We start from the raw sequence: 24,556 nt of genomic DNA, 5'->3' as shown, positions 1-24,556 counted from the left end.
CGGCTGAGCCGGCCTGGGGGGTGGATCCGTTCCGCTGTCAGCCCCCGGACCGCAGCGGCAGGGAAGGATCGGCTCCGGTGACGCGGACGTCGTCGCGCCGGATGTGGTGGGGGGAGGGCATCCGGCTTCCCGGCAGCCCGACCGCGGCGGTGGCCCAGGCCAGCGCCTCGACCAGCGCGCTCTCGCCTCGCGCCCCACCGGCGAGAAACCCGGCGAGCATGGCGTCGCCGGCGCCGACGGTGCTGCGCGGTTCGGCCACCGGGCACTGGCCGTGCCAGATCCGGTCGTCCTGCAGGAGGATCGCGCCGTCGGGGCCCAGGCTGGCCAGGACGGTGCCCGCGCCTCGAGCCCGCAGCTTCTCCGCGGCCTTGATGGCGTCTCCCAGTGACGAGATGACGATTCCGGTGGCCTCGCCCAGCTCCTCCCGGTTGGGCTTGACCAGGGCGGGGGCCTCGGCGAGCGTCGCGACGAGCGCGAGGCCGCTGGTGTCGACCGCGACGTTGATGCCCGCCTCGCTGAACCGCTCGCACAGGCGGGCGTAGACGTCGGCGGGCACCTCGGGCGGGAGGCTGCCCGAGGCGACCACCCAGTCCGCGGAGCTGGCCGCGCTGAGCACCGCCTCGGCGATGGTGTCGAGCTCGGCCGGCGACAGGGCCGTTCCCGGCTCATTGATCTTGGTGACCGTGCCGTCGGGCTCGGCCAGCGCGACGTTGGACCGGGTGGTCCCGGAGACGGGAACAGTGATCATCTCGATGCCCTCGGCCGAGAGCAGGCTCACCAGCTGCCGTCCCTCGTCGCCGCCGAAGGGGACGACCGCGCACGAGCGGACCTGGTTGGCCAGCAGCGCCCGGGAGACGTTGACGCCCTTGCCGCCGGGGTCGAGGTGGGCGGCGGCGGCGCGGATGACGGCCCCGCGGGTCAGCGACCCGATCTCGATCGTACGGTCCAGGCTGGGGTTGAGGGTCAGGGTGACGATCATGCCGGGACCGCCTCGGTCGTACGGTCACGGCGAGGTCCGAGGCGCGCGGGGGCGGTCATCCGGACCGCCTCGCTCGTGCGGTCCGCGGGGGCCGAGGGGGTCGAGGGGGAGGGGAGGATCACGCCCGGACCACCTCCGGGCCGGCGGCGGCCAGCTCGGCCGCGACGCCGGTGTCGAGCCCGGTGTCACTGATCACCACGTCGATCTCCTGGATCGAGGCGAAGCGCGCCAGGTAGGTGTTGGCGAACTTGGTGTGGTCGGCGAGCAGCACGCACCGCTGCGCAGCGCCGATCATCGCCCGCTTGATGGCGGCCTCGGCCGGGTCGGGCGTCGTCAGCCCCTTGGCCACCGAGCACCCGTTGGTCGCCATGAACGCCACGTCCACGTGCAGGTCGGCGAGGGGGCGCAGCGCCCAGTCGTCGACGGTGGCCAGGGTCCGCCCGCGCACCCGCCCGCCCAGCATGATCACCGTCAGGTTGAGGCGGGTGGCCATCGCCGTCGCCAGCGGCGGGGAGTTCACGATCACGGTCAGCTCCCGGTCGACCGGCAGCGCCTGTACCAGCCTGCTGGTCGTCGAGCCGGCGTCGATGATGATCGCGCCGTCCTCGGGGAGCTCGGCGAGCGCGGCCTTGGCGATGCGCTCCTTCTCCGCGATCATCACCTCGTCGCGGGCGGCCAGCTCGGGTTCGAACCCCAGCCGCTCGACCGGGATCGCGCCGCCGTGCACGCGCCGCAGCATCCCGGAGCGCTCCAGCGCGGTCAGGTCGCGGCGGATGGTCTCCGTGGTGACGGCGAACTCCTCCGCCAGCGTCACCACATCCACCCGTCCGACGCTCCGCGCCCGGCGCAGGATCTCCTGTTGCCGTTCCTCGGCGTACATGCTGTTGATTCACCACCGTTTCAGTGTTGTTTCACCTTTATTTACACCCGAATCTGTTGGAAGGTCAATGGGTTGACTTCCCTTCAAACCAGCATGAACATGAAAAACCCCCAGGTACTTGCCTGGGGGCGCGAGGGAGGGCGGGGGGAGACCCGCGGTTGGCCTGAATTTTGGAATGCGTGGGAATTCCTGTGACACCGGGCACGGGGATCCGGAGTTCCTCCGGCACGGAGGGGCGCGAGGTCCCCCGGTGAAGAACGGCGGGGAGTCCGGGGCTCTCCCCGGAGGGGGTTCCGGGGTTCGTCGCGGGGGGTCTCAGCCCGGGAACGGAGGGCGTTTCGGGGTTCGTCGCGGGGGGCCTCAGCCGGGGAACGAAGGGGGTTCCGGGGTTCGTCGCGCGGGGTCTCAGCCGGGGAACGAGATGTGGGCGGGCGGGACGTGGGCGGCCAGCCAGACGCCGTTGGCGCTGACCCGGAACTCGTGACCCGCCCGGTACATCTCCCCCGAGCGGACGACCAGCACGACCGGCCTGCCCCGGCGCGCGCCCACGCGGGTCGCGGTCTCCCTGTCGGGGGACAGGTGCACGGCGTGCCGGCTCATCGGCCGCAGACCCTCCTCCCGGATGGCGTCCACGGACGAGCCCACCGTCCCGTGGAACAGGGTCTCGGGCGGCTCGACCGGGGGAAGGCCCAGGTCGACCTCGATCGTGTGGCCCTGGCTGGCGCGGATCCGGTCGCCCTCGACGGCGAAGCGCCGCTTGTCGTTGCCCGCGACCACCTGCGCGAGCTCGTCACGGGTGATCGCGAAGCCGTGCCGCGCGGCGGCGGCCAGCAGGGCGTCGATGTCCGTCCAGCCCTGCGGGCCGAGGACCAGCCCGATGCGCTCGGGCTGGTGCCTGAGGTGTTTGGAGAGATATTTGGAGACTCGAACGAGCCGTTTGTCGTCCATGGGACACCAGGATCCTGACTCGCGCCGCCGTTTTCCACCGGATTCGCGCCCGGCGCTCCGGCCGGGCCGCGTGTCCGGAGCCTTCGCGTCCTTCGCGGGACAGCCTCCGGGGCCGGTAAGGAACGGGCTCAGCCGTCGGCGGCCCAGCCGTGGGTGCGTTTGAGTACGGCGGCCACCCGGGCGAAGTTCGCGCCGTCGAGGACGGCCCCCTCGCGCCGGATGTCGTCCTCGTCGAGGGCGAAGATCCGGTCCAGGCGCAGGTAGGAGACCCGGTTCTCCCGGTCCCACGGGCCGGGGCCGATCTCCAGCCAGTCACCGGGGTCGCCGCCGCCACCCCGGCTGGACAGCATCAGCGCGAGCAGCCTGCGCCCGTGGCGGCCCACGACCAGCAGTGGTCTGTCCTTGCCGCGGTCCGGATCCTCCTCGTAGGGGACCCAGGCCCAGACGATCTCGCCGGGGTCGGCGAGCCCGTCGAGATCGGGGGAGTAGTTAAGGGTCGCGGCTCGGTCGACGCGGTAGACCTCGCTGACCGCGCCTCGAGCCGGTCGGGGGTCCTCGCCAAGATCACGCACGCGCACAGCCTATTGCAGGCCCCCGGTGCCGACCAAGGGGGCGGCGGAAGGGAGGCGGCGGAAAGGAGGCGCACCGCCCGCTGGCCGGAGGGCCAGCAGGGCGGCCGAGGTTCGGGCGGGCAGGTGCCCCGGATCCGGAACCTGGTTCGGAGACGGCTCAGCCGCCGCTCTTGCGGCGGAAGGAACGCTTGGCCGCAGCCGGGCCGTGAGCACCGTGGATCTTCGAGGAGTTCTTCCCCTTGCCCCCGGCACCCGCGTCCGCCTGAGCGAGCTTCTTGCGCTCCAGGGCCTCGCGGAACTTGCGCTTCAGCTCGTCGTCGGAGCTTTCGGAACCTTCGGGCTCCGGTGTGACGTCAGACATTACAGACCTCCTGATCTATCGGGCGGTCCAACCCCGACCAACAGGATCATCATCCTCTCATCTGGACCCTTCCGGCGTGCAGGCCCCCCGCTTCGGCTCTGAGAGGAAGGGCCTCGGCTCCGAGGGGAGAGGGGGCGGACACGGCGCGTAGCGCGGTGTGCGCCGACGCTCCGGCCGACGTACGCGTCAGTGCATGCCCAGGGCCATCATCAGCAGCAGGCCGGCCAGGTGGCCGACGACCACGAAGACGATCACGAAGACGAAGACGAACTTCGCCGGGCCGTGCTCGAAGTGCCGGCCCTCCTTGAGGGTGGGGCGCCTGGCCTGGCGCTCGGCGATCCGCTCCTCGATCGGCTTGCTGTGAAACATAGGCATCCTTTGCTCGCCGACAATTGGGGCGATAATGGTTTGTGTACTAATTATCGTACTATGTCGGTTGGAGGCATGCGTGAGTGACATGGCTGATCCCCTGAGCCTGGACCGGCAGGTGTGCTTCGCCCTGGCGATCGCCTCGCGCAACGTCATCGGGCTCTACCGGCCACTGCTGGAGCCGATGGGGCTCACCCACCCCCAGTATCTGGTCATGCTCGCCCTCTGGGACCGGGCACCGCTGTCGGTCAAGGAGCTGAGCAAGCTACTGCGACTCGACCCCGGTACGCTGTCCCCGCTGCTGAAGCGTCTTGAGGCCGTCGGTTACATCCGGAGGCGGCGTGACAGCCAGGACCAGCGTGTCCTGGCCGTCTCGCTCACACCGGAGGGCCGCGGGCTGCGGGACGAGGCGGAGAAGGTTCCGCCGGCGATCGTCAAGCGCCTGGGTATGAACCTGGAGGAGCTCCAGGAGCTCCACCGGTCGCTGACACGGGTGATCGCCGCGGCGGACGGCGCGCATCACTGATTCGCGGAGAATCAGAGGACAGGGAGAGGAAAGTCTCATGGCTGGAAGTCACGGGGGAAGCCCCAAGTCTTGGCTCGCGGTGATCGTCATCCTGCTGGGGTTCACCGTGGGGGGCGTCGCCCTGTGCCTCGGCCCCAACTGGACGTTCTTCTGGGTGGGGGCCGGGATCGTCGCGATCGGCGGCGTGATCGCCCTGATGGTCGACATCTTCTCGGACGTCATCATCGACGCCCCCCGCGTGCCGATGGACCAGGGCAACAGCTGATCACGCCTCCTGCAGCGCCTCTTCGACGGAGCCGAAGACCTCGAAGGAGGGGCGCAGGCCGGTGATGGCGAGGATCCGCTCCAGGGTGCCGTGCACGCCGACGAGGGCCAGCCGGATGCCCAGGGTGCGGCTCTGCCGGAGCGCCAGGATCAGCTCGGCGACCCCGGTGGAGTCGCAGAAGGTGAGGCCCGTGACGTCGGCCACGACCGCGGAGGGCGGGCCGGTGGCCCACGCCTTGTCCATCTCCACGCGCAGGGCGGGGGAGTGCCGGTAGTCGAGCTCTCCGAGCGCCCGGACGACGAACACCGTCCCGATCAGGCTCGACGAGACCGTGAAGAAGGCCATGCTGTACTCCTTTGCCCGCGGGTGACAGGGCGGGCTGCCTTTTTCCTACCAGTTCCGGGTCCACCGTGCCCAGGCGAGGCTCAAATGATCCGGTAGAGCAGTTCGGGCCGTCCGAGTCCACCGTACTGGGGCACCCGATGTGTGATCCCGCTCTCCGTCAAATGCTCAAGGTAGCGGCGGGCGGTCACCCGGGAGACGCCGATCGCCGACCCGGCGGTCTGGGCCGACAGGCCGCCGGGGGCCCTGCGCAGCTCCGCCAGTACGGCGTCGAGGGTGGCCTGCGTCATCCCCTTCGGCAGGGAACTGTGCGCCGGCCCCCGCAGCGCCGCCAGCGCGCGGTCCACCTCGCCCTGGCCGCTCGCCTCCCCCACGCCCTCCACCGACGACCGGAACTCGGCGTAGCGGGTGAGCTTCTCGTTCAGCGAGGCGAAGGTGAACGGTTTGAGCAGATACTGGGCCACGCCGACGGAGACCGCCGACCTGACCACCGACAGGTCCCGCGCCGAGGTGACCGCGATGACGTCCGACATCACGCCCGCCGCCCGCAGCGCCCGGCACACCTCCAGCCCGTGCATGTCCGGCAGGTAGAGGTCGAGCAGGATCAGATCGACGGGGTGCCGCCGCAGGAAGCGCAGCGCGTCGCCGCCGGACCTGACCACCCCCTCCACCCGGAAGCCGGGCACCCGCTCCACGAAGACCCGGTTCGCCTCGGCGGTGATCTCCTCGTCCTCGACGACCAGTACCGAGATCATAAGGTGCCCTTCCCCCGCAGCGGCAGCCGTACGGTGAACATCGCGCCCGTCCCGCTCTCCGCCGGACGTCCGGCACGCTCCTCGCCCGCGACCGCGCGAGCGGCGCCTGCGGCCGGGCCCGGCTCGAACGCCCGCGCCACCTCACCCCGGCCGACCTCCACGCCCCGGCCCGCTTCCATGGTGACACCCTCCTCGGCCACCTGATCCGGCCCGACCGCCCCGCCCACCTCGATCGTCCCGCCCATGCGGCGGACCGCCTGGCCGACCATCGCCAGGCCGAGGCCGCGGCCGTCGCCCTTGGTGGTCCATCCCCGCCGGAAGGCCTCGGCCGCCGTCGCCGGGTCGAGGCCCGGTCCGTTGTCCGCCACGCTGATCACGAAGGTCGTCTCGTCGGCGCGCAGCCGCACCTCCACCCGTGCGGGCCGGGGACCCGACATGGCCGCGTCCGCCGCGTTGTCTATCAGGTTGCCGACGATCGTGACCAGGTCGCGGGTGTCCAGGCCGAGGTCGTCGAGCTCGCTGTCCGGGGTGATCGCCAGCTCCACCCCTCGCTCCCCGGCCTCGGCGCTCTTGCCCAGCAGCAGCGCGGCGAGCACGGGTTCGCGTACGGCGCCCACCACCCGGTCGGTGAGCTGCTGCGCGGCCTTGATCTCCTCGGTCGCGAACGCCACCGCCTGCTCGGCGCGGCCCAGCTCGACGAGGGTGATGACCGTGTGCAGCCGGTTGGCCGACTCGTGCGCGGCGGCCCGCAGGGAGTCGGCGAAGCCGCGTTCGGCGCTGAGCTGCCCGGTCAGGGACTGCAGCTCCGTGTGGTCGCGGAGGGTGACCACGGTGCCGAGCGAGCGGTTGCCGGAGCGGACCACCGCCACGTTCACCACCAGCGTCCGCTCCCCGGTCATGTGGATCTCGTCGGTACGGTTCTCGCCCGCCGAGAGCCGCTCGCTCAGGGAGGAGGGGAGGCCCAGGCGGCTGACGTGCCTGCCGTTCACCTCGCCCGCCAGGCCCAGGAATTCCCTGGCGCCGTCGTTGCAGAGCGTCACCGTGCCCGCGTTGTCGACGAGCAACAGCCCCTCCCGTACGGCGTGCAGGATCGCGTCGTGGTACTCGTACATCCGGCTCAGCTCGGCGGGGCCCATCCCGTGCGTCTGACGGCGCAGCCGGGCCCCGACCAGATAGGTGCCCACCCCGCCGACGGACAGGCCGAGCAGGCCGATCAGCACGGCGCCGGTGATCTGCCCGCGGAGCCTGACGCTGATCTTGCTGATGGTGATGCCCGCACTGACCAGGGCCTTCACCTCGCCGCGGGAGTCGCGGACCGGGGCGACGGCACGAACCGAGGGGCCGAGCGTGCCGGTGTAGGTCTCGGTGAAGATCTGCCCCGCCAGGGCGGGCGCGGTGTTGCCGAGGAACCGGTGGCCGATCTGGGCGGGGTTGGGGTGCGTGTAGCGCACGCCGTCAAGGCTCATGATCGTGACGAAGTCGACCCCCGTCTCCCGCCTCACCCGCTCCGCGTACGGCTGCAGGGTCTTGGAGTCGCCCAGGGAGGCGAGGACCGAGGGGGAGTCGGCCACGCTGACGGTCACCGCCCTGGCGGTGCCGACGGCCTCCTCGACGAGCAGGTCACGCATCTGCAGGAAGGCCAGCAGGGCACCACCGGTCACGGTGACGCCCACGACGACGATCTGGAGCGCCAGCATCTGTCTGGCCAGGCTCCAGTCGCGTATACGTCTGGGAAGTTTCCGCAAGTTCACGAACGAAATGTACGCAATGGTGACTTAGATCACAGGGCCGGAGCATAGTCGCTCGACCGGATTTTCCTTCTAGCGCGGTGGAGCACGCATGAGCGCGGCCCGAGATAAAACACACTACCTGTACATAGCCGTCATCATCGCCGTGACCATGGGCATCGCGATCGGCTTCGCGGCCCCCGACGTCGGCGTGGCGCTGAAGCCGCTCGGTACCGCCTTCGTCGCCCTGATCAAGATGATGATCAGCCCGATCATCTTCTGCACCATCGTGCTCGGCGTCGGATCGGTCACCAAGGCCGCCAAGGTCGGCAAGGTCGGCGGCCTCGCGCTCGGCTACTTCATCGTCATGTCGACCGTCGCGCTGGGCATCGGCCTGCTCGTGGGCAACCTGGTCGACCCCGGGCAGGGCCTCCAGCTCACCGACGAGCTGCGCAAGGCCGCCGAGGCCGAGGCGGCCAAGGGCGGCGAGAGCGACACGGTGACGTTCCTGCTCGGGATCATCCCCACCACCCTGGTCTCGGCGTTCACCGAGGGCCAGGTGCTGCAGACCCTCCTCGTCGCGCTGCTCACCGGGTTCGCGCTGCAGGCGATGGGCGAGCGCGCCAAGCCCGTCCTGAACGGCATCACGCACATCCAGCGGCTCGTCTTCCGGATCCTCGCCATGATCATGTGGGCCGCCCCGGTCGGTGCCTTCGGCGCGATCGCCGCGGTCGTCGGGGCCACCGGGGTGGACGCGCTCAGAAGCCTCGGCGTCATCATGCTCGCCTTCTATCTGACCTGCGTGCTCTTCGTGTTCGTCATCCTCGGCCCGATGCTCTGGGTGGTGGCGCGGGTCGGCCTGTTCTCGCTGCTCCGCTATCTCGGCCGGGAGTTCCTGCTGATCCTGTCGACCTCGTCGTCGGAGTCGGCACTGCCCCGCCTGATCGCCAAGATGGAGCACCTCGGCGTGAGCAAGCCCGTCGTCGGCATCACCGTGCCGACCGGCTACTCCTTCAACCTGGACGGCACCGCCATCTACCTCACCATGGCCACGCTGTTCGTCGCGAGCGCCACCGGCGCCCCGCTCGCCTTCGGCGAGCAGATCTCCCTGCTGGTCTTCATGATGATCGCCTCCAAGGGTGCCGCCGGTGTCACCGGCGCGGGCCTGGCCACCCTCGCGGGCGGTCTGCAGTCCCACCGCCCCGACCTGGTCGACGGCGTCGGCCTCATCGTCGGCATCGACCGCTTCATGTCCGAGGCGCGCGCGCTGACCAACTTCGCCGGCAACGCGGTCGCCACCGTCCTGATCGGCACCTGGACGGGCGAGTTCGACCGGGAGCGCGCGACCGAGGTCCTGGCGGGCAGGGCGCCGTTCGACGAGACAACCCTCCTCGACGACGACGAGGACGGCGACGACACCCCGCCGCCCGCCTCGCGGTCGGACGACCCGGCGCTGTCGCCGGTGTAGCGGCGGCGGCCCCGCGGCGGGCGTACGGGCCGGTGGCGGGCGCACCCCTGAGTGGAGCGCCCGCCACCGGCCCGTACGAGCACGCCGGCCCGTGTGAGCGCACCCGCCCGCACGGGCGGAAGCGGGCGCACCCGCCGTACCCGCCGTACCCGCGAGAGCGTCCTCGGAGGGCTTGCGCGCGGGCCGCGCGCCCCGAGGATCCCGCGGTCCGCACGGCCACCGGCTCATCGGCCGGTTCCCGCAGGCCGACGGCGTTGACACCCCTGTCGCGGCGCCCTAGTTTGTGCAGGCTCAGACGATTGATCGAGGAATCGAAGGGGAGCGGTGGATGGCCGTCATCGATGCCCACCAGCACTTCTGGAACCTGGAGACGGGCTCCTACTCCTGGCTGACGCCGGAGGCGGGGCCGCTCTACCGCACCTTCGCCCCCGAGGAGCTCATCCCGCAGCTCGCCGCCGCCGGTGTGGAGCGGACCGTGCTGGTCCAAGCCGCCGACACCTACGCCGACACCGACGCGATGCTGGCGCAGGCGGACGCCCACGACCTCATCGCCGCCGTGGTGGGATGGGTGCCGCTGCACCGGCCCGACGAGGCGGCCGGGGCGCTGGAGCGCTACGGCAGGCATCCGAGGTTCGCCGGGGTCAGGCATCTCATCCACGACGATCCCGACCCCGACTGGGTCGTCCAGGACACGGTGGTCGAGAGCCTGGGCCTGCTCGCCGCGGCGGGGCTGCCGTTCGACGTGGTCGCGGTGCTGCCCAGGCACCTGGAGCACGTGCCGTTCCTCGCCGAGCGCGTCCCAGGGCTGCGGCTGGTCATCGACCACCTGGCCAAGCCGCCGATCAGGGAGAAGGGGTGGGAGCCGTGGGCGTCGCTGATCGCCCGCGCCGCCGAGCACCCCAACGTGTACGGCAAGGTGTCCGGCCTCAACACCGCCGCCGACCCCGAGACCTGGACCGCCGAGGACCTCCGCCCCTACGTCGACCACGCGCTCGAGGTGTTCGGCCCCGAGCGGCTGATGTTCGGCAGCGACTGGCCCGTGGCGGTTCTCGCGGGCGACTACGCCAAGGTCTGGGAGGAGACCGGCGTGCTGCTGTCGGGTCTCGACGCGGCCGGCAGGGACGCCGTCCTCGGCGGCACCGCCGCGCGCTTCTACGGCATCGAGGCCTGACCCCGCGCACTTCCGGGCTCCCGGGCTTCCGGGTTGCCGGGTTGCCGCGCGCCCGGCCCCGGCGGGCCCGGGGCCGCGGCCCCCGGGCCGATCGCGCGGCAAGCCGATGCCGCCGTTCTCAGGCCGAGGCGCGCGGGGCCGATGCCGCGGCCCCCGGGCCGATCGCGCGGGGCCGGTGCCCGCCGTCCTCAGGCCGACGCGCGCAGGAAGTCGATGCTCGCCGCGAGGCCGCGGATGTCGACGTCCAGGCGGCGCAGGATGGAGACCGAGGCGTTCGAGGCGTCGGCCAGCAGGCCCTTCAGCAACTCCTCGCCGGTCACCCCGGAGCCGGGGCGGCGGGTGTGCGAGGCGACCTCGACGACCTTCCTCGCCCTGGCGGTGAGGAGCAGGTCACCGGCCGGGCCGCTGAGCGTCACGTTCAGCGGGCGGAGCCGGGAGCGCGTCAGCCGCCACGCCAGAGGGTCTTCCCGCCGGGCGGGGAGGCGTCTCCTGATCTCGTCCAGGTCGACGCCGATGGCGGCCAGCAGCTCGCGGTCGCCCGCCCTGCCCTTCGCGGCCTCGCGGTTCCGGATCTCCGTGCCGACCGCCTCCGGGGTGACCGCGAACCCCGCCACCGGCCACGACTCGGCCAGGGCGAGCAGGAACATGTCCTCGTCGAGCGTGGTGCGGCCGTGGTCGAGCGCCAGCAGTCCGGCGCGGACCGTGGTCCGCCGGGCTTCGGGGGTGAATCTCGCGAACATCGTCAGCTCCCGCCCTCGGTGACTCTGTGTGCGTGCTTGCGGTGGGCTGTCTGCCGCCTGACGCCGAGCGCCGCGGCGATGACCTCCCAGGACGAACCCCGGTTCCTGGCCTCGATGACGTGCGCGGCCTCGAGCTCCTCCAGGAGCCTGCGCAGCGCCGCCACGGCCGCCAGCGCCACCACCGGGTCCTCGCCGTCGACGGCCTCGGTGAACTCGCTCAGCGATCCCATGCTGTCAGCATAAGCTGACAGGTCCATTTCTGTCAGCACTTGCTGACAACATTCCGGTGGCTCGCCGCGTTCCGGGCGGGGACACGCTAGCGTGCAGGGGTGGACAGGACCTTCACCGTCGAGGAGGCGCGGGCGCTCATGCCCGCGCTGCTGGAGCGGGCCGCCGCGTTCGTGGCGATGCGGGGTGAGCTGGCCGAGCTCGCGTACGAGCTCCGCAGCACCGGGACCTCCGAGGCCGGCGGGCTGGCGGAGGCGAAGGCCTACGAGGCCAGGCTGGAGGAGATCCTCGGCTGGTTCGAGGAGCGGGGCATCGAGGTCAAGGGCGTCGCGCCCCTGCTGGTCGACTTCCCCTCGATGCTCGACGGCGTGCGGGTGCGATTGTGCTGGCTCGAAGGGGACCGCGAGCTGGTGTGGTATCACCGGGACGAGCTCGGCTTCGCCGGTCGCAGGCCCCTTCCCTGACCGCGGTCCCCGGGAGCCCGACTACTCGACCACGAGGTTGACCGGGATGTTGCCCCGGGTGGCGTGGGAGTAGGGGCAGACCTGGTGGGCGGCCTCCACGAGGGCGGTGCCGGTCTCCCCGTGCAACTCGTCGGGGAGCTCGACGCGCAGCGTCACGGCGAGGCTGAAGCCCTTGCCCTCGGAGACGAGACCCACCTCGGCGGTCACCGATGCCTCGGAGACGTCGACCTTCTGCTTCCGGCCGATCAGCTGGAGCGCGCTGGCGAAACAGGCGGCGTATCCGGCCGCGAACAGCTGCTCGGGATTGGTGCCCTCGCCGGAGCCGCCCATCTCCTTCGGCGTGCTGAGAGCCACGTCGAGGCGCTGGTCGGACGAGGCCGCCCGTCCTTCCCTGCCGTTGGCGGTGGCGATGGCCGTGTAGAGCGTACTCATCGTTATCCCCTTTGGGTTGCGGACAACTTAATTGTGCACAATTCAGTTGATAGCAGTCAAGCATCGGTACAATTCAAAACGTGAAGATTTCCGTCGAGAATCTGGTGTGCTTCGACGTGCACGCGGCATCCCGCGCGTTGGACGCCGTCTACCGCAGGGTGCTGGGCGAGCTCGGCCTGACCTACCCGCAGTATCTGGTCATGATGGTGCTCTGGGAGGGCGAGCCGGTGACGGTCAAGGAGCTCGGCGTCAGGCTGCGGCTCGACTCGGGCACCCTGTCCCCGCTGCTGAAGCGGCTGGAGGCGGCGAGCCTGGTGCGCCGCGAGCGCAGCGCCGACGACGAGCGATCCGTGCTGGTGCGGCTCACGTCCAAGGGCGCCCAGCTGGGGGAGCGGGCGTGCGACGTCCCCGCCCAGATCTTCGAGGCGGCCGGTCTGACCCCCTCCGAGGTCCTCGACCTGCAGCACACCCTGCGCCGCGTCATCGCCTCCCTCGACGGGTCGGCGCGGTGACCACGGCCGACGACGTACGCCACGTCGCCATGGCGCTGCCCAGGACCGAGGAGAGGATCGTCAGGGACCGGGTGACGTTCCGGGTGGGCCGGATCGTCTACGCCGCGATCTCACCGGACGAGACCTCGATGGGCTTCGCCTTTCCCAAGGAGGAGCGGGCCGCGCTGGTCGCGGCCGAGCCGGAGAAGTTCCACATGCCCCGCCCCTCCGACGAGCGCTACCACTGGGTGCGGGTGTGGCTCGCGGCGATCGACGACGCCGAGGCGCGCGAGCTCGTCGAGGAGGCCTGGCGGATGGTCGCGCCCAAGAGGCTCGCGGCCGCCCACCTCGGAGAGCCGGTGATCAGGAGGTTCCGCTGAGATGGACCTCCCGGGCCAGCTTGGTCGTCTGGTCGGTGGAGCGCCGCCAGGTGGTCCCCGCCGGGTGGGCGGTCAGCAGGACCACGATCCAGCGCTCCCCGGGGCCGACGAGCCCGGTGGTGTGCAGAACCGGACGCCCCAGGTCGGGCACCGGTCCGGCCTGGGCGCCTGCGGTCTGTGCGGTGAGCGTGGAGCCGGTGGCGGACGCGGGGCTCGCGGTGAGCGGGGCGTCGCCGCCGGACGCGGTCCCGGCGGCGGGCCCAGGGGGGGACGTGGGGGTGGACGCGGGGGTGGACGCGGACGCGGGGGAGGCCGCGGGGCGGCAGCGGACCGGGGGCGTGGAGCCGTATCCCGACCAGCCCTGCTTGACCGCCCACGGCCCGCGCACCGCGCGGGGGATGCCGAAGTGCTGGTCGAAGCCGTCGGAGCCGCACTGCCCCGACCTGCGCAGGTGGCCCAGGATCAGGCCGCTGACCTTGGGGTCGGCCTGGTCGAGCAGGTAGCGGTAGGTCTTGACGACGTCCATCGCGCTGAGCGAGGTGTAGCCCCAGAAGCCCGGCTTGTCGGCCGGTGGGGGAGCGGTGTCGGTGAGCCGCAGCTTGCGCGCCATCCGCTGGACGATCCTTCCCTGGCCGCCCCGGGTCCAGAAGGACGTCGCGGCGGCGTCGTCGCTGACCCGCAGCATGACCTTGAGCAGCGCCAGGTCTCCCTTGGGAACGCTCCTGCGCGACTCCAGATAGTCGATCGCGATGAGGATCTTCACCACCGACGCCGACCGGAACCTCCGGTGCGCGTTGCGGTACTCGGTCACCTTCCCCGCCTGCCGGTCGAAGACCACGTACCCGGCGGTCACCCCCGCCGGGACGTGCGGCTTGCCGGGGGCGGCGGCCGAGGCCGGAGTGGTGGCCGCCATCAAGGGGAGAACTGTCGCGAGAGCTACCAGAAAACGCATCACGGGATGAATGCCTATCAGATCCCGGCGTCGACGTCAGGGAGACGTCCTTCCCGAAGGCCCGCTCCGGTGCGCTCCATCCCTCGAAGAGTCGTTCCGGGAGGTCCCGTCGCCCGGTGGCCGGTCCCCGCGCGCGCCGCCCCCGGAGCCCGTTCCGGGAAGACCTGTCGTCCGCGGTCCCGCTCCCCGAAGCCCGTTCCGGCAAGGCCCGTCACCCGGAACCCGTTCCGGACGCGCTCTGTCCGCCGGGCGAACTCCCGCACCATAACCAACTAAACATGTAGAGATTAAGGGTTTTGGTGTTATTGTCGTCATATGTCGGCAGTTCCTTTGCATCTCGCCGTTGCGTTCGACGGCGCCGGATGGCATCCCGCGGCCTGGCGTGACCCCGCCGCCTCTCCGAAAGCCCTGTTCACCGCCGCCTACTGGGCCGCCCTGGTGGCCGAGGCCGAGCATGGTCTCCTCGACTTCGTCACCATCGAGGACTCCCTCGCCCTGCAGACCACGCGCCTGGACGGCCACGACGGACGCACCGACCAGGTGCGCGGGCGTCTCGACGCCGTCCTCGTGGCCTCCAGGATCGCGCCGCTGACGGGCAGGATCGGGCTGGTGCCCACGGCGACCACCACGCACACCGAGCCCTTCCACGTCGCCAGCTCCATCGCCACCCTCGACTACGTCAGTTCCGGGCGGGCCGGATGGCGCGCCCAGATCTCCGGGCGCCACACCGAGGCCGCCCACTTCGGCCGCCGGGAGGTTCCCGAGCTGACGCCGGAGAGCCTCGGCGACATCGACGGATCCCCCCTGGTACGGGATCTGTTCGGCGACGCCGCCGACGCCGTCGAGGCGGTCCGGCGCCTCTGGGACAGCTGGGAGGACGACGCGGTCATCCGCGACGTGGCCACCGGCCGGTTCGTCGACCGCGACAAACTCCACTACATCGACTTCGAGGGCGCGCGCTTCACCGTCAAGGGGCCCTCCATCGTGCCGCGACCGCCCCAGGGGCAGCCGCTGGTCACCGCGCTGGCACACGCCCGGCTGCCGTACGAGTTCGCCGCGCGCGGCGCCGACGTCGTCTACGTCACGCCGCACGACACCGAGCAGGTACGGGCCATCGTGGGCGAGGTGCGCGAGATCGCGGGAGAGGTCCGCGACCCGGGTGCCGACGAGCTGAAGATCTTCGCGGACCTCGTCGTGTTCCTGGGAGAGGACGGGAACGACGCCCGCGAGCGCAGGGCCCGGCTCGACGAGCTCGACGGCGCCGCGTACACCTCCGACGCCGCGATCTTCACGGGCACCCCCGGCGAGCTCGCCGACCTGCTCCTGGAGTGGCGCGCGGCCGGCCTGGAGGGCTTCAGGCTCCGGCCCGCCGTGCTGCCGACCGACCTGAACGCCATCACGCGCGGCCTGGTGCCGGAGCTCCAGGCGCGCGGTGCCTTCCGCCGCGCGTACGAGGCCGACACGCTGCGCGGTCACCTCCACCTGCCCCGACCCGCCAGCCGTTACGCAGGGAGCCGACGATGAAGCAGATCATCCTCGCCGCCCACTTCCCGGGCGTGAACAACCACACGGTCTGGAGCGATCCCGCCTCGGGCAGCCAGATCGACTTCGCCTCGTTCGCCCACCTGGCGCGGACCGCCGAGCGCGGGAAGTTCGACTTCTTCTTCCTCGCGGACGGGCAGCGGCTGCGCGAGCAGCGCGGGAAGATCCACGACCTCGACGTGGTCGGCCGCCCCGACTCGCTCACCGTGCTCTCCGGCCTGGCGGCGGTCACCGAACGCCTGGGCCTGGCCGGGACGATCAACGCCACCTTCAACGAGCCGTACGAGCTCGCCCGCAAGCTCGCCACCCTCGACCACCTGTCCGGCGGCCGGGCCGGGTGGAACGTCGTCACCTCCTCCGACGCGTTCACCGGGGAGAACTTCCGGCGGGGCGGTTTCCTGGAGCATTCGCAGCGCTACGAGCGGGCCGAGGAGTTCGTGCGGACCGTCAACGAGCTCTGGGACTCGTGGGCCGCCGAGGACCTCGTCGCGGATTCGGCGGCGGGCACGTTCGCCAGGCCGGAGGCGGGGGAGTTCGCCCACCGGGGCACCCACTTCGACATCGGCGGCCACTTCACCGTGCCGCGCAGCCCGCAGGGCCGGCCGCTGACCATCCAGGCCGGAGACTCCGAGGGCGGCAGGGCCTTCGCGGCGGCCACCGCCGACGCCATCTTCTCCCGGCACAGCAGGCTCCAGGACGGGCAGGCCTTCTACCGCGACGTCAAGTCGAGGCTGGCCGCGCACGGCCGGTCGCCCGACTCCCTGAAGATCCTGCCCGGTGCCACGTTCGCGCTCGGCGACACCGACGCCGAGGCCCAGGAGAACGCCGACCACATCCGCCGCCAGCAGGTCAGCCCGCAGACCGCGATCCTGCTGCTGGAACAGCTGTGGAACCGCGACCTGTCGGCCTACGACCCCGAGGGCCCGCTGCCCGAGATCGACCCCGACGTCTCGGAGGACTCGATCATCAAGGGCCGGACCCGGATGTCCCGCGACCCGCTCAAGACGGCGGCGGAGTGGCGGGCCCTGGCCGAGTCCAAGAAGCTCGGCATCCGCGACCTGATCATCGAGGTGACCGGCAGGCAGTCCTTCATCGGCTCGCCCTCGCGCGTCGCCGAGGAGATCAACGAGTTCGTGCAGGGCGACGCCTCCGACGGCTTCATCCTGGTGCCGCACCTCACCCCCGGCGGCCTGGACGGCTTCGTCGACAAGGTCGTGCCGCTGCTGCAGGAGCGCGGGGTCTTCCGCGCCGAGTACGAGACCACCACGCTGCGCGGCCACCTGGGCCTGGAGAACGAGCAATGAAATTTCTCGCCATCACCCTGATCGTCCACGGTCCCGACCCCATCACCGGCGAGCTCAAGTCGACCAACGCGCGCCTGCGCGAGGTCGTCGAGAACGCCGTACTGGCCGAGGAGCTCGGCTTCGACGGCTTCGGCGTCGGGGAGCGGCACGAGCGCCCGTTCATCTCCTCGTCCCCGCCGGTCGTGCTCAGCCACATCGCGGCCAGGACGTCGACGATCAGGTTGTTCACCGCGGTCACCACGCTGAGCCTGCTGGACCCCGTACGGGCCTACGAGGACTACGCCACCCTTGACCACCTCTCCGGTGGCCGCCTGGAACTCATCATCGGCAAGGGCAACGGCGCCGCGCAGGCCCAGCTGTTCCATGTGACCGGCGAGGACCAGTGGGAGCGCAACCGGGAGGGCTACGAGCTGTTCCGCCGCCTGTGGCGCGAGGACAAGGTGACCTGGTCGGGGAAGTTCCGGCCGTCCCTGACCGACGCGGAGACCTGGCCGCGCCCGCTGCAGAGGCCCATCCGCGTCTGGCACGGCAGCGCCACCAGCGAGGAGTCGGTGGAGCTCGCCGCCCTGTACGGCGACCCGCTCTTCTCCGCCAACGTCAGCAACCCGGTCGAACCGTACGCCGAGCTGGTCCGCCACTACCGGGAACGCTGGGAGTTCCACGGCCACGACCCCGCCGACGCCCTGGTGGGCGCGGGCACAGCGGGCTACTACGCGACGAAGAACTCCCAGGACGCGATCGAGACCTACCGGCCGATCTTCAACGCCAGGCTGGAGCTGTTCAAGAAGGTCGGGGTGGACCCGGTCTTCCACACCCTGGAGGACGCGATCGAGCGCAGCTCGATCCTGGTCGGCAGCCCGCAGCAGATCATCGACAAGGTCCACCGCTACCACGAGCGGCTCGGGCACGAGGTCATGCACCTGCACGCCGACGCGGACGGCCTCACCGACAAGCAGCACCGGACGGCCCTGGAACTCTTCCAGAGCGACATCGCCCCCGTGCTGCGCGCGGAGATCCCCAGCAGGCCGTTCCTCCGCTACGAGGGCTCCGGGCACGGGAGACCTGGCGCGACATCTCAGAGTGCGGAGCAGGGGAGCCCGAGCCCGGGCTCCCAGGGCGCGGAGCGCGGGGACGCGCGGGGCGAGAGGCAGTCATGACCTCCCTGTCGATTCTCGACCTGGCCCCCATCCCCTCCGGCGGCACCCCTGGTGACGCGCTGCGCAACACCCTGGACCTGGCCCGGCGGGCCGAGGGGTTCGGCTACCGCCGTTACTGGGTGGCCGAGCACCACCTCGCGCCCGGCGTCGCCAGCGCCGCCCCCGCCGTGCTCATCGCCCTGCTGGCCGCCGCGACCAGCACGATCAGGGTCGGTTCGGGAGCCGTCCAGATCGGCCACCAGACCGCGCTGTCCGTGGTCGAGCAGTTCGGCCTCGTCGACGCGCTCTACCCGGGCCGCGTCGACCTGGGCCTGGGCCGGTCGGGCCAGCACAAGGCCGAGTTCGCCGAGTTGGCGAAGACGGCCCCGCCCCCGCCGAAGCCCGCCAGGGTCGTGGACGGGCTGCTCGTCCCGGAGGCCTTCTCCTTCGCGGCGCTCGCGAAGTCGCCGCTGTTCTCCCTGTACGGAGCGCTGCTGCAGCAGCCGGGCGCGGAGAGCCCCGACTTCGCCGACCAGGTCGACGAGATCGCGGCGCTGCTGGCCGGGACCTACCGTTCCCCCGAGGGGGTGGCCGCGCACGCCACGCCGGGCGAGGGCGCGGATCTGCGGCTGTGGATCCTGGGCAGCAGCGGCGGGCAGAGCGCGCAGGTGGCGGGGGAGCGGGGACTGCCGTTCGCGGCGAACTACCACGTCAGCCCGTCCGGGGTGCTGGACGCCGCGGAGGCGTACCGGGAGGCGTTCAAGCCCTCGGAGATCCTCGCCGAGCCCTACCTGGTCGTCTCGGCCGACGTCGTCGTGGCGGAGGACGACGAGACGGCCAGGGAGCTCGCCTCCCCGTACGGGCTCTGGGTCCGCAGCATCCGCACCGGCGCCGGGGCGATCCCGTTCCCGACACCGGCCGAGGCCGCGGCCCACGAGTGGACGGAGGAGGACCGCGCGCTGGTCGCCGACCGGCTGGCCACCCAGTTCGTCGGCTCCCCGCGGACCGTCGCGGAGAGGTTGCGCGTGCTGCGCGACGTCACCGGTGCCGACGAGCTGCTCGTCACGACCATCACCCACGACCACGCCGACCGGGTCCGCTCCTACGAGCTGCTCGCCGCGGAATGGGAGGGCCCGGCCGGAGAATGAGCCCGCGCGGGACCCGCGCCTGGTCGTCGAGCCGACAGGCCCCCTTCCGGACGGTCCGGAAGGGGGCCTGTCGGCATGCGCGGACGGTCCGCCGCGCGGAACCGGGCCGCCAGGGATTGCATAGGAAACTTTCCTATTGAATACTGCGATGAGCAGGCCAGTCCCCCTCGAACTCACCCCTCGCGCCCCGGCACACCGCCCGGTGAGCCGCCGCGCCGGACCGGTCGCCCCCGGTGACCTCCCGTCCCGGCCGGACCGCCGCGAGGAAGGCTTTCGCATCGAGACATGCCACAGCCATTCCCCGCTCCAAGGAGGTCCCCATGCTCCGACGCGTCCTCGCGACGGCCGCCTGCGCCGTGCTGGCCGGTGCCGCCGTGCTCACGCTCGGCTCCCCGGCACAGGCCACGGCCGGTCCCGCCCGCGGCGCCGCGGCGCTCGTCACGGTCGATCTGGTCTTCAGCCCGCTGTACGTCGGCGACTACTGCAGGGCCAAGGTCAACCCGGCGGCCTACATCGGCTTCTACCGGAACAACGGCATCAGCTGCCACGGGTCGGGGTTCCTCGGTCAGGGAGACCCGTACCTGGCGTGCAAGTATCTGACCACCGACGTGGTGATGAGCGCCCTGCCCGGCCCGTACGAGGCGCTGCTCTGCCGCGTGATCCGCTGAGCCCCCGCCCCTTCCCGCGCCCTGCGCCCGGCGGCGTCCTGCCCGTGCTCCAGGACAGGTGACCGGGATCCCGTCCGGCCCGTCTGGCCCGTCCGGGACGGGCCGGACGGGACTCAGGCCCGCTTGGCGATGGCGGTGATGAAGGGCTGGACGAGCCGCGCGGCCAGCGGGCCGAACGCGGCGAGGATGAGGACGTACGCGGCGGCCAGCGGACCCAGGTCGGGATGGACCCCGGCGGCCACCGCGAGTCCGGCGATCACGATGTTGAACTCGCCCCTGGGGATGAGCGCGATACCGGCCCGCGCCTGCCCGGCCTTGGCGATACCCGCCCGGCGGGCGGCGTAGGCGCCGGTGAGCAGCTTCGTGATCATGCTGATCAGGGCGAGCAGCGCGGCCAGCCCGGCGACCGGCAGGATCTTGGTCGGGTCGGTCTGCAGGCCGAAGAAGACGAAGAACACCGCGGCGAACAGGTCGCGGATCGGGGTGAGCAGCGCCTGGGCGTCCTCGGCCAGCTCACCGGAGAGCGCGATGCCGACCAGGAAGGCGCCGACCGCGGCCGAGACCTGCAGCTGCTGGGCCACCCCGGCGACCAGCAGCGCCAGCCCGATGACCTTCAGCAGCAGCACCTCGGAGTTGGGGCTGGAGACGAACGCCTCGATGGCCTTGCCGTAGCGGAGCGCGACCAGCAGCACGACGCTGACCGCGGCCAGCGCGATCGCCACGGTGACCGCGCCACTGGCGAGGCTCAGCCCGGCCAGCACCGCGGTGAGGACCGGCAGGTAGATCGCCATCGTGAGGTCCTCGAAGACCAGCAGCGACAGCACCACCGGTGTCTCGCGGTTACCGATCCACCCCAGGTCGGACAGGACCTTCGCGGTGATGCCCGAGGAGGTCGCGTACGTGACGCCGGCCATGGCGATGGCGGCCACCGGACCCCAGCCCAGCAGCAGCGCGGCGATCGCGCCCGGCGCGGCGTTGAGCACCAGGTCGACGACGCCCGCGCGCGCGTTGCCCTTGAGGCTCGTCACGAGCTCGTCGGCGTTGTACTCCAGGCCGAGGGTGAGCAAGAGCAGGATGACGCCGAGCTCGGCGCCGACCGAGATGAACTCCTCACTGGTGGCCAGGGGCAGGATGCCGCCGGTGCCGAAGGCCAGGCCGGCGATGAGGTAGAGGGGGATGGGTGAAATGCCCACCTTTAGGGCGAGTGCTCCTAGTATGCCGAGCCCGAGAAGGACAGCACCGAGCTCAAGGAAAAGAATCGCAGTGTGCACCCGGCCCTACCCGCCGGAAAGGATGTCGGAGACGGCGGATGTGCTCTCCGGGCTGCCCACCACGACCACCACGTCACTCTCGGTCAGTCCGAAGTCGGGGGCGGGGCTGGCGAAGACCTGGCCCTCGCGCACCACGGCCACGATGGAGGCGCCGGTGCGGGTGCGGACGCGCGCGTCACCCATCGGCCGGCCGGCGTACGGAGAGCCGGGCAGGATCGGCAGCTGCAGGCTGACCAGGCCCTCGACCTCGCGGTGCAGGGCGTTGAGGCGCTGCACGATGCGCGGGGCGCCGAGCAGCTCGGCGAGCGCGTCGGCCTCCTCGTCGTTCATCTTGATGGTCTCGCACGCGCGGTCGGGATCGTCGGGGTCGTATATCACCAGGTCACGGCGGCCGGTTCGGTGAGAGACGATCCCGATACGCCTACCCGACCGCGTCGTGAACTCGTGCCGCAGTCCTATGCCGGGTAGCGCCGTCTGCTCGACCTCCACCGTGCCAGCTCCTCAGTGTGTGTGTATGGCTTTACGGAAAACCTACCAATCGGGGTGCAACGGTGCGCCGCCCGCAATAACCTCTATTACCGATTGACTTTGTGGGTTATTTGTCGGACGATGGGCGGGATCCCAGCCTCCAGCCGTGAATGAGGCCTTCCGCGGTCCGGGGGATCCACTTCCGGAGGCACCCGATGAAGTTCCACTGGTTCCTGCCCACCGCCGGCGACAGCCGGGTCCTCACCGGGGGTGGTCACGGCCTCGCCAGAGGGCACGGCCGCTCCGAGGCGGCGGCGTTCCGCCCGCCGGACATCGAATACCTGGCGCAGGTCGCCCGCTCCGCCGAGCAGCTCGGTTTCGAGGCCGTCCTCACCCCGACCGGCACCTGGTGCGAGGACGCCTGGCTGGTCACCGCCGCGCTGACCCGCGAGACCGAGCGGCTGAAGTTTCTCGTCGCGTTCCGGCCGGGCTTCATGTCCCCGACGCTGGCCGCGCAGATGGCCGCCACCTACCAGCGGCTCTCGCGCGGCAGGCTCCTGCTCAACGTGGTGACCGGCGGGGAGACCGTCGAGCAGGCCAGGTTCGGCGATCACCTGTCCAAGGACGAACGCTACGAGCGCACCGACGAGTTCCTGTCGATCGTGCGCGGCGCGTGGAGCGGCACCCCGTACGACTTCGAGGGCACGCACTACCGCGTCGACGGCGCGATGGTCTCCGAGACGCCCGACCCCGTTCCGGAGATCTACTTCGGCGGTTCCTCACAGGCGGCGGGACCGGTCGCGGCCAGGCACGTGGACGTCTACCTCACCTGGGGCGAGCCTCCCGATCAGGTGGCGAGGAAGATCGAGTGGGTCCGCGAGCTGGCCGAGGAGCGAGGCCGCAAGCTCCGCTTCGGCATCCGGCTGCACGTGATCACCCGCGACACCGAGCGCGACGCCTGGGCGGAGGCGGAGCGGCTGCTGGCCGCCATCGACCCGGCCGACATCGTCTCGGCCAGGAAACTGCTCGGCCGCAGCGAGTCGGTCGGCCAGAAGCGCATGCTGGAGCTGCACGAGGGCTTCGCCGGCGGCGCCGCCCGCGACCTGGAGATCCACCCCAACCTCTGGGCCGGGGTCGGCCTCGTTCGGGGCGGCGCGGGGACCGCGCTGGTCGGCAGCCACTCCCAGGTCGCCGAGCGGATCGAGGAGTACGCCTCGCTCGGCATCGAGGAGTTCGTCCTGTCCGGCTACCCGCACCTGGAGGAGTCGTACTGGTTCGGCGAGAACGTGCTTCCCCGGCTCGCCGCCGCGCCCGCCCCGAGGTGACCGCGGGGGGACGGTCGCGGGCCGAGGGCGGGCACGGCGGCGTCCGCCGTGCCCGCCCCGAGGTGACCGTGGTCACGGACGCCGTGCTCGCTCCCGGTGACCGCGACACGTACGGCGGTACGTCTTGCGTGCGGACCCGGCGGGGAGGAGTCTCAGCCCATGCATGACGACCGCCCGTACGACATCGTGCTGTTCGGCGCCACCGGGTTCACCGGGGCGCTCACAGCGGACTACCTCGCGCGCAACGCCGGCCCCTCCGTGCGCTGGGCCCTGGCCGGGCGCAACCGGGCCAGGCTCGAAGCGGTCAGGGAGCGGATCGGCCTGCCCGGCCTGCCGCTGCTGCACGCCGACGTGACCGATCCCGCCTCCCTGGTGGAGATCGCGAGGCAGGCCAGGGTCGTCGCGACCACCGTGGGCCCCTTCCTCTCCTACGGCGAGCCGCTCGTGGCCGCCTGCGCCGACGCGGGCACCCACTACGCCGACATCACCGGCGAGTCCGAGTTCGTCGACCGCATGTTCATCCGCCACCACGAGCGGGCCAGGCGGACCGGGGCCAAGATCGTGCACTCGTGCGGTTTCGACTCGATCCCGCACGACCTCGGCGCCTACTTCACCGTCAAGCACCTGCCCCAGGGGGTGCCCCTGGAGGTCAGCGGGTTCGTCAGGGCCTCCGCCGCCGCGTCGAGCGGCACGATGCACTCCGCCGTCATGGCGCTGTCCCGCTTCCGGCGGTCGGCCGAGGCCGCGCGCCTCCGGCGCGAACTCGAAGGGAACCCCTGGAGGCGTTCCGCGACCGGACCCACGACCGGTTCCGCGACTACGGCGGATTCCGCGACCGGGGTCACGGCGAGTCCCGCGGCCGGGAGCGCGGCCGGTTCCGCGACGGAGACCACAGCCGGGAGCACGACTGTTTCCGCGACAGGGACCACGGCCGGGAGCACGACCGGGACCACAGCCGGTTCCGCGACCGCGAGCGGGACCACGGCGGGGTCCGCGACCCCGATCGGGGCCGTACCGGCTTCCGGGAGCAGGAAGGCGCGCGGCGGGCCCGGGTCGCTCCGCTACGTCGGGGGCTGGGCCCTGCCACTGCCCACGATCGACCCGCAGATCGTCGCCCGCTCGGCCCGTGCGCTGGAGTGCTACGGCCCCGACTTCACCTACCGTCACCACCTCGCGGTCAAGCAGCTGCCCGCCGCGCTGGGCCTCGCCGCGGGGGCGGGGGCGCTCGCCCTGCTCGCCCGGATCCCCCCGGCGCGCTCCCTGCTGCTGCGACGCTTCGCGCTCGGCGACGGCCCCGGCGTCGAGCAGCGGGCCAGGAGCTGGTTCAAAGTCACCTTCCTCGGCCAGGGCGGCGGGGCGCGAGTCGTCACCGAGGTCGCGGGCGGAGACCCCGGCTACGGCGAGACCGCCAAGATGCTCGGCGAGTCGGCGCTCTGCCTGGCGACCGACGACCTGCCCGACGTCTCGGGCCAGGTCACCACCGCCGTGGCCATGGGCGACGCGCTGATCGGCCGGCTCCGGCGGGCGGGCATCACGTTCACGGTGCTGAGCGACTCGCGGAAGTAGGCGTCCGGAAGGGGGCGTCTCTCGGGCCGGAGCCCACCCGACCGGCCGGAACCCGCCGGCCGGAACCCGTTCGAGCGG

The 24,556-nt window shown here is 71.7% G+C and carries 29 protein-coding genes; 14 read left to right on the top strand and 15 right to left on the bottom strand.

Annotation, left to right across the window (positions count from 1 at the left end; all coding sequences use genetic code 11):
• Positions 1-37 precede the first annotated feature (37 nt).
• The 6 genes from pfkB to ACSDR0_RS07225 all read right to left on the bottom strand — a co-directional run bounded on the left by pfkB (position 38) and on the right by ACSDR0_RS07225 (position 4,109).
• A complete protein-coding gene (gene pfkB / locus ACSDR0_RS07250; RefSeq protein WP_435287963.1) occupies positions 38-979 on the bottom strand; it encodes a 1-phosphofructokinase in 942 nt (313 codons plus the stop codon).
• Between the two features lie 118 nt (positions 980-1,097).
• The gene (locus ACSDR0_RS07245; RefSeq protein ID WP_435287962.1) at positions 1,098-1,859 is read right to left on the bottom strand and encodes a DeoR/GlpR family DNA-binding transcription regulator; all 762 of its coding nucleotides are present in this window, start codon (positions 1,857-1,859) and stop codon (positions 1,098-1,100) included.
• Positions 1,860-2,264: 405 nt separating this feature from the next.
• A complete protein-coding gene (locus tag ACSDR0_RS07240; RefSeq protein ID WP_435287961.1) occupies positions 2,265-2,807 on the bottom strand; it encodes an RNA 2'-phosphotransferase in 543 nt (180 codons plus the stop codon).
• A 128-nt stretch (positions 2,808-2,935) separates the two neighbouring features.
• A complete protein-coding gene (locus ACSDR0_RS07235) occupies positions 2,936-3,379 on the bottom strand; it encodes a type II toxin-antitoxin system PemK/MazF family toxin (protein WP_435287960.1) in 444 nt (147 codons plus the stop codon).
• A 157-nt stretch (positions 3,380-3,536) separates the two neighbouring features.
• Positions 3,537-3,740, bottom strand: coding sequence for a DUF5302 domain-containing protein (locus tag ACSDR0_RS07230; RefSeq protein ID WP_329079480.1), 204 nt, complete (start codon positions 3,738-3,740; stop codon positions 3,537-3,539).
• A 186-nt stretch (positions 3,741-3,926) separates the two neighbouring features.
• On the bottom strand, positions 3,927-4,109 hold the full coding sequence (locus ACSDR0_RS07225) for a hypothetical protein (RefSeq protein WP_435287959.1): 183 nt from the start codon (positions 4,107-4,109) through the stop codon (positions 3,927-3,929).
• 79 nt (positions 4,110-4,188) lie between these two features.
• Here ACSDR0_RS07225 and ACSDR0_RS07220 point away from each other — a divergent pair, with 79 nt between their 5' ends.
• A complete protein-coding gene (locus tag ACSDR0_RS07220; RefSeq protein ID WP_435287958.1) occupies positions 4,189-4,635 on the top strand; it encodes a MarR family winged helix-turn-helix transcriptional regulator in 447 nt (148 codons plus the stop codon).
• 37 nt (positions 4,636-4,672) lie between these two features.
• Complete coding sequence (locus ACSDR0_RS07215; RefSeq protein ID WP_435287957.1) at positions 4,673-4,900, top strand: HGxxPAAW family protein; 228 nt, start codon at positions 4,673-4,675, stop codon at positions 4,898-4,900.
• Here the strand turns inward: ACSDR0_RS07215 and ACSDR0_RS07210 are convergent, their stop codons facing one another.
• From ACSDR0_RS07210 to ACSDR0_RS07200, 3 genes are all read right to left on the bottom strand, one after another.
• The gene (locus ACSDR0_RS07210; protein WP_435287956.1) at positions 4,901-5,245 is read right to left on the bottom strand and encodes an anti-sigma factor antagonist; all 345 of its coding nucleotides are present in this window, start codon (positions 5,243-5,245) and stop codon (positions 4,901-4,903) included.
• A gap of 80 nt (positions 5,246-5,325) precedes the next feature.
• A complete protein-coding gene (locus tag ACSDR0_RS07205; RefSeq protein WP_435287955.1) occupies positions 5,326-5,997 on the bottom strand; it encodes a response regulator in 672 nt (223 codons plus the stop codon).
• Positions 5,994-7,748 (bottom strand): ATP-binding protein, encoded by a 1,755-nt coding sequence (locus tag ACSDR0_RS07200; RefSeq protein ID WP_435287954.1) that lies wholly within the window; start codon positions 7,746-7,748, stop codon positions 5,994-5,996. The genes ACSDR0_RS07205 and ACSDR0_RS07200 overlap by 4 nt, the downstream gene beginning before the upstream one ends.
• A gap of 88 nt (positions 7,749-7,836) precedes the next feature.
• Here ACSDR0_RS07200 and ACSDR0_RS07195 point away from each other — a divergent pair, with 88 nt between their 5' ends.
• Both ACSDR0_RS07195 and ACSDR0_RS07190 read left to right on the top strand, forming a co-directional pair.
• Positions 7,837-9,192 carry a cation:dicarboxylate symporter family transporter gene (locus ACSDR0_RS07195; protein WP_435287953.1) on the top strand — a complete coding sequence of 452 codons (1,356 nt, stop codon included), beginning with the start codon at positions 7,837-7,839 and terminating at the stop codon, positions 9,190-9,192.
• Positions 9,193-9,520: 328 nt separating this feature from the next.
• Complete coding sequence (locus ACSDR0_RS07190; RefSeq protein WP_435287952.1) at positions 9,521-10,363, top strand: amidohydrolase family protein; 843 nt, start codon at positions 9,521-9,523, stop codon at positions 10,361-10,363.
• 188 nt (positions 10,364-10,551) lie between these two features.
• Here ACSDR0_RS07190 and ACSDR0_RS07185 read toward each other — a convergent pair whose 3' ends face one another.
• Together ACSDR0_RS07185 and ACSDR0_RS07180 are read right to left on the bottom strand one after the other, a co-directional pair.
• Positions 10,552-11,103 carry a hypothetical protein gene (locus tag ACSDR0_RS07185; protein WP_435287951.1) on the bottom strand — a complete coding sequence of 184 codons (552 nt, stop codon included), beginning with the start codon at positions 11,101-11,103 and terminating at the stop codon, positions 10,552-10,554.
• Positions 11,104-11,105: 2 nt separating this feature from the next.
• The gene (locus tag ACSDR0_RS07180; RefSeq protein WP_435287950.1) at positions 11,106-11,333 is read right to left on the bottom strand and encodes a hypothetical protein; all 228 of its coding nucleotides are present in this window, start codon (positions 11,331-11,333) and stop codon (positions 11,106-11,108) included.
• A gap of 99 nt (positions 11,334-11,432) precedes the next feature.
• On the opposite strand from ACSDR0_RS07180, the gene ACSDR0_RS07175 reads away from it, so the two are divergent.
• Positions 11,433-11,795, top strand: coding sequence for a DUF2203 domain-containing protein (locus tag ACSDR0_RS07175; protein WP_435287949.1), 363 nt, complete (start codon positions 11,433-11,435; stop codon positions 11,793-11,795).
• A 21-nt stretch (positions 11,796-11,816) separates the two neighbouring features.
• Here the strand turns inward: ACSDR0_RS07175 and ACSDR0_RS07170 are convergent, their stop codons facing one another.
• A complete protein-coding gene (locus tag ACSDR0_RS07170; RefSeq protein WP_435287948.1) occupies positions 11,817-12,227 on the bottom strand; it encodes an organic hydroperoxide resistance protein in 411 nt (136 codons plus the stop codon).
• Positions 12,228-12,307: 80 nt separating this feature from the next.
• Here ACSDR0_RS07170 and ACSDR0_RS07165 point away from each other — a divergent pair, with 80 nt between their 5' ends.
• The gene (locus ACSDR0_RS07165) at positions 12,308-12,739 is read left to right on the top strand and encodes a MarR family winged helix-turn-helix transcriptional regulator (protein ID WP_435287947.1); all 432 of its coding nucleotides are present in this window, start codon (positions 12,308-12,310) and stop codon (positions 12,737-12,739) included.
• Positions 12,736-13,098, top strand: coding sequence for an MmcQ/YjbR family DNA-binding protein (locus ACSDR0_RS07160; protein ID WP_435287946.1), 363 nt, complete (start codon positions 12,736-12,738; stop codon positions 13,096-13,098). Before ACSDR0_RS07165 ends, ACSDR0_RS07160 begins: the two co-directional genes overlap by 4 nt.
• Here the strand turns inward: ACSDR0_RS07160 and ACSDR0_RS07155 are convergent.
• Positions 13,082-14,011, bottom strand: a complete 930-nt coding sequence (locus tag ACSDR0_RS07155) for a hypothetical protein (protein ID WP_435287945.1) — start codon at positions 14,009-14,011, stop codon at positions 13,082-13,084. The genes ACSDR0_RS07160 and ACSDR0_RS07155 overlap by 17 nt on opposite strands.
• Positions 14,012-14,365: 354 nt before the next feature.
• Here ACSDR0_RS07155 and ACSDR0_RS07150 point away from each other — a divergent pair, with 354 nt between their 5' ends.
• The 5 genes from ACSDR0_RS07150 (at position 14,366) to ACSDR0_RS07130 (ending at position 19,848) form a co-directional block, all read left to right on the top strand.
• Entirely contained in the window at positions 14,366-15,574 is a 1,209-nt protein-coding gene (locus ACSDR0_RS07150) for an LLM class flavin-dependent oxidoreductase (protein ID WP_435287944.1), read from the top strand.
• A complete protein-coding gene (locus ACSDR0_RS07145; RefSeq protein WP_435287943.1) occupies positions 15,571-16,896 on the top strand; it encodes an NtaA/DmoA family FMN-dependent monooxygenase in 1,326 nt (441 codons plus the stop codon). Before ACSDR0_RS07150 ends, ACSDR0_RS07145 begins: the two co-directional genes overlap by 4 nt.
• Positions 16,893-18,053, top strand: a complete 1,161-nt coding sequence (locus ACSDR0_RS07140) for an LLM class flavin-dependent oxidoreductase (protein ID WP_435287942.1) — start codon at positions 16,893-16,895, stop codon at positions 18,051-18,053. The genes ACSDR0_RS07145 and ACSDR0_RS07140 overlap by 4 nt, the downstream gene beginning before the upstream one ends.
• Positions 18,050-19,180, top strand: coding sequence for an MsnO8 family LLM class oxidoreductase (locus tag ACSDR0_RS07135; protein ID WP_435287941.1), 1,131 nt, complete (start codon positions 18,050-18,052; stop codon positions 19,178-19,180). The genes ACSDR0_RS07140 and ACSDR0_RS07135 overlap by 4 nt, the downstream gene beginning before the upstream one ends.
• 320 nt (positions 19,181-19,500) lie before the next feature.
• Positions 19,501-19,848: a hypothetical protein gene (locus tag ACSDR0_RS07130; RefSeq protein ID WP_435287940.1), complete on the top strand. Its 348-nt coding sequence runs from the start codon at positions 19,501-19,503 to the stop codon at positions 19,846-19,848.
• 113 nt (positions 19,849-19,961) lie between these two features.
• Here ACSDR0_RS07130 and ACSDR0_RS07125 read toward each other — a convergent pair whose 3' ends face one another.
• Positions 19,962-21,041: a cation:proton antiporter gene (locus tag ACSDR0_RS07125; RefSeq protein WP_435287939.1), complete on the bottom strand. Its 1,080-nt coding sequence runs from the start codon at positions 21,039-21,041 to the stop codon at positions 19,962-19,964.
• An 84-nt stretch (positions 21,042-21,125) separates the two neighbouring features.
• Entirely contained in the window at positions 21,126-21,608 is a 483-nt protein-coding gene (locus ACSDR0_RS07120; protein WP_435287938.1) for a cation:proton antiporter regulatory subunit, read from the bottom strand.
• Between the two features lie 194 nt (positions 21,609-21,802).
• Here ACSDR0_RS07120 and ACSDR0_RS07115 point away from each other — a divergent pair, with 194 nt between their 5' ends.
• Both ACSDR0_RS07115 and ACSDR0_RS07110 read left to right on the top strand, forming a co-directional pair.
• Complete coding sequence (locus ACSDR0_RS07115) at positions 21,803-22,912, top strand: LLM class flavin-dependent oxidoreductase (RefSeq protein WP_435287937.1); 1,110 nt, start codon at positions 21,803-21,805, stop codon at positions 22,910-22,912.
• A 159-nt stretch (positions 22,913-23,071) separates the two neighbouring features.
• A complete protein-coding gene (locus ACSDR0_RS07110) occupies positions 23,072-24,478 on the top strand; it encodes a saccharopine dehydrogenase family protein (RefSeq protein ID WP_435287936.1) in 1,407 nt (468 codons plus the stop codon).
• The last annotated feature ends 78 nt before the right edge of the window (positions 24,479-24,556 follow it).

Origin of the sequence: Streptosporangium sp. G11 (assembly GCF_051192615.1) — a bacterium.
Taxonomy (GTDB): Bacteria; Actinomycetota; Actinomycetes; order Streptosporangiales; family Streptosporangiaceae; genus Streptosporangium.
This window is presented reverse-complemented; position numbering and strand designations above follow the sequence as displayed.

Excerpts from the sequence above, each read along its gene's own strand:
- ACSDR0_RS07145 (WP_435287943.1), top strand. The coding sequence starts at position 15,571 with ATGAAGCAGATCATCCTCGCCGCCCACTTCCCGGGCGTGAACAACCAC.
- ACSDR0_RS07210 (WP_435287956.1), bottom strand. The coding sequence starts at position 5,245 with ATGGCCTTCTTCACGGTCTCGTCGAGCCTGATCGGGACGGTGTTCGTC.
- ACSDR0_RS07190 (WP_435287952.1), top strand. The coding sequence starts at position 9,521 with ATGGCCGTCATCGATGCCCACCAGCACTTCTGGAACCTGGAGACGGGC.
- ACSDR0_RS07240 (WP_435287961.1), bottom strand. The coding sequence starts at position 2,807 with ATGGACGACAAACGGCTCGTTCGAGTCTCCAAATATCTCTCCAAACAC.
- ACSDR0_RS07245 (WP_435287962.1), bottom strand. The coding sequence starts at position 1,859 with ATGTACGCCGAGGAACGGCAACAGGAGATCCTGCGCCGGGCGCGGAGC.
- ACSDR0_RS07215 (WP_435287957.1), top strand. The coding sequence starts at position 4,673 with ATGGCTGGAAGTCACGGGGGAAGCCCCAAGTCTTGGCTCGCGGTGATC.
- ACSDR0_RS07115 (WP_435287937.1), top strand. The coding sequence starts at position 21,803 with ATGAAGTTCCACTGGTTCCTGCCCACCGCCGGCGACAGCCGGGTCCTC.
- ACSDR0_RS07180 (WP_435287950.1), bottom strand. The coding sequence starts at position 11,333 with ATGGGATCGCTGAGCGAGTTCACCGAGGCCGTCGACGGCGAGGACCCG.
- ACSDR0_RS07130 (WP_435287940.1), top strand. The coding sequence starts at position 19,501 with ATGCTCCGACGCGTCCTCGCGACGGCCGCCTGCGCCGTGCTGGCCGGT.
- ACSDR0_RS07135 (WP_435287941.1), top strand. The coding sequence starts at position 18,050 with ATGACCTCCCTGTCGATTCTCGACCTGGCCCCCATCCCCTCCGGCGGC.
- ACSDR0_RS07110 (WP_435287936.1), top strand. The coding sequence starts at position 23,072 with ATGCATGACGACCGCCCGTACGACATCGTGCTGTTCGGCGCCACCGGG.
- ACSDR0_RS07205 (WP_435287955.1), bottom strand. The coding sequence starts at position 5,997 with ATGATCTCGGTACTGGTCGTCGAGGACGAGGAGATCACCGCCGAGGCG.
- ACSDR0_RS07170 (WP_435287948.1), bottom strand. The coding sequence starts at position 12,227 with ATGAGTACGCTCTACACGGCCATCGCCACCGCCAACGGCAGGGAAGGA.
- ACSDR0_RS07225 (WP_435287959.1), bottom strand. The coding sequence starts at position 4,109 with ATGTTTCACAGCAAGCCGATCGAGGAGCGGATCGCCGAGCGCCAGGCC.
- ACSDR0_RS07230 (WP_329079480.1), bottom strand. The coding sequence starts at position 3,740 with ATGTCTGACGTCACACCGGAGCCCGAAGGTTCCGAAAGCTCCGACGAC.
- ACSDR0_RS07185 (WP_435287951.1), bottom strand. The coding sequence starts at position 11,103 with ATGTTCGCGAGATTCACCCCCGAAGCCCGGCGGACCACGGTCCGCGCC.
- ACSDR0_RS07140 (WP_435287942.1), top strand. The coding sequence starts at position 16,893 with ATGAAATTTCTCGCCATCACCCTGATCGTCCACGGTCCCGACCCCATC.
- ACSDR0_RS07195 (WP_435287953.1), top strand. The coding sequence starts at position 7,837 with ATGAGCGCGGCCCGAGATAAAACACACTACCTGTACATAGCCGTCATC.
- pfkB (WP_435287963.1), bottom strand. The coding sequence starts at position 979 with ATGATCGTCACCCTGACCCTCAACCCCAGCCTGGACCGTACGATCGAG.
- ACSDR0_RS07150 (WP_435287944.1), top strand. The coding sequence starts at position 14,366 with ATGTCGGCAGTTCCTTTGCATCTCGCCGTTGCGTTCGACGGCGCCGGA.
- ACSDR0_RS07155 (WP_435287945.1), bottom strand. The coding sequence starts at position 14,011 with ATGGCGGCCACCACTCCGGCCTCGGCCGCCGCCCCCGGCAAGCCGCAC.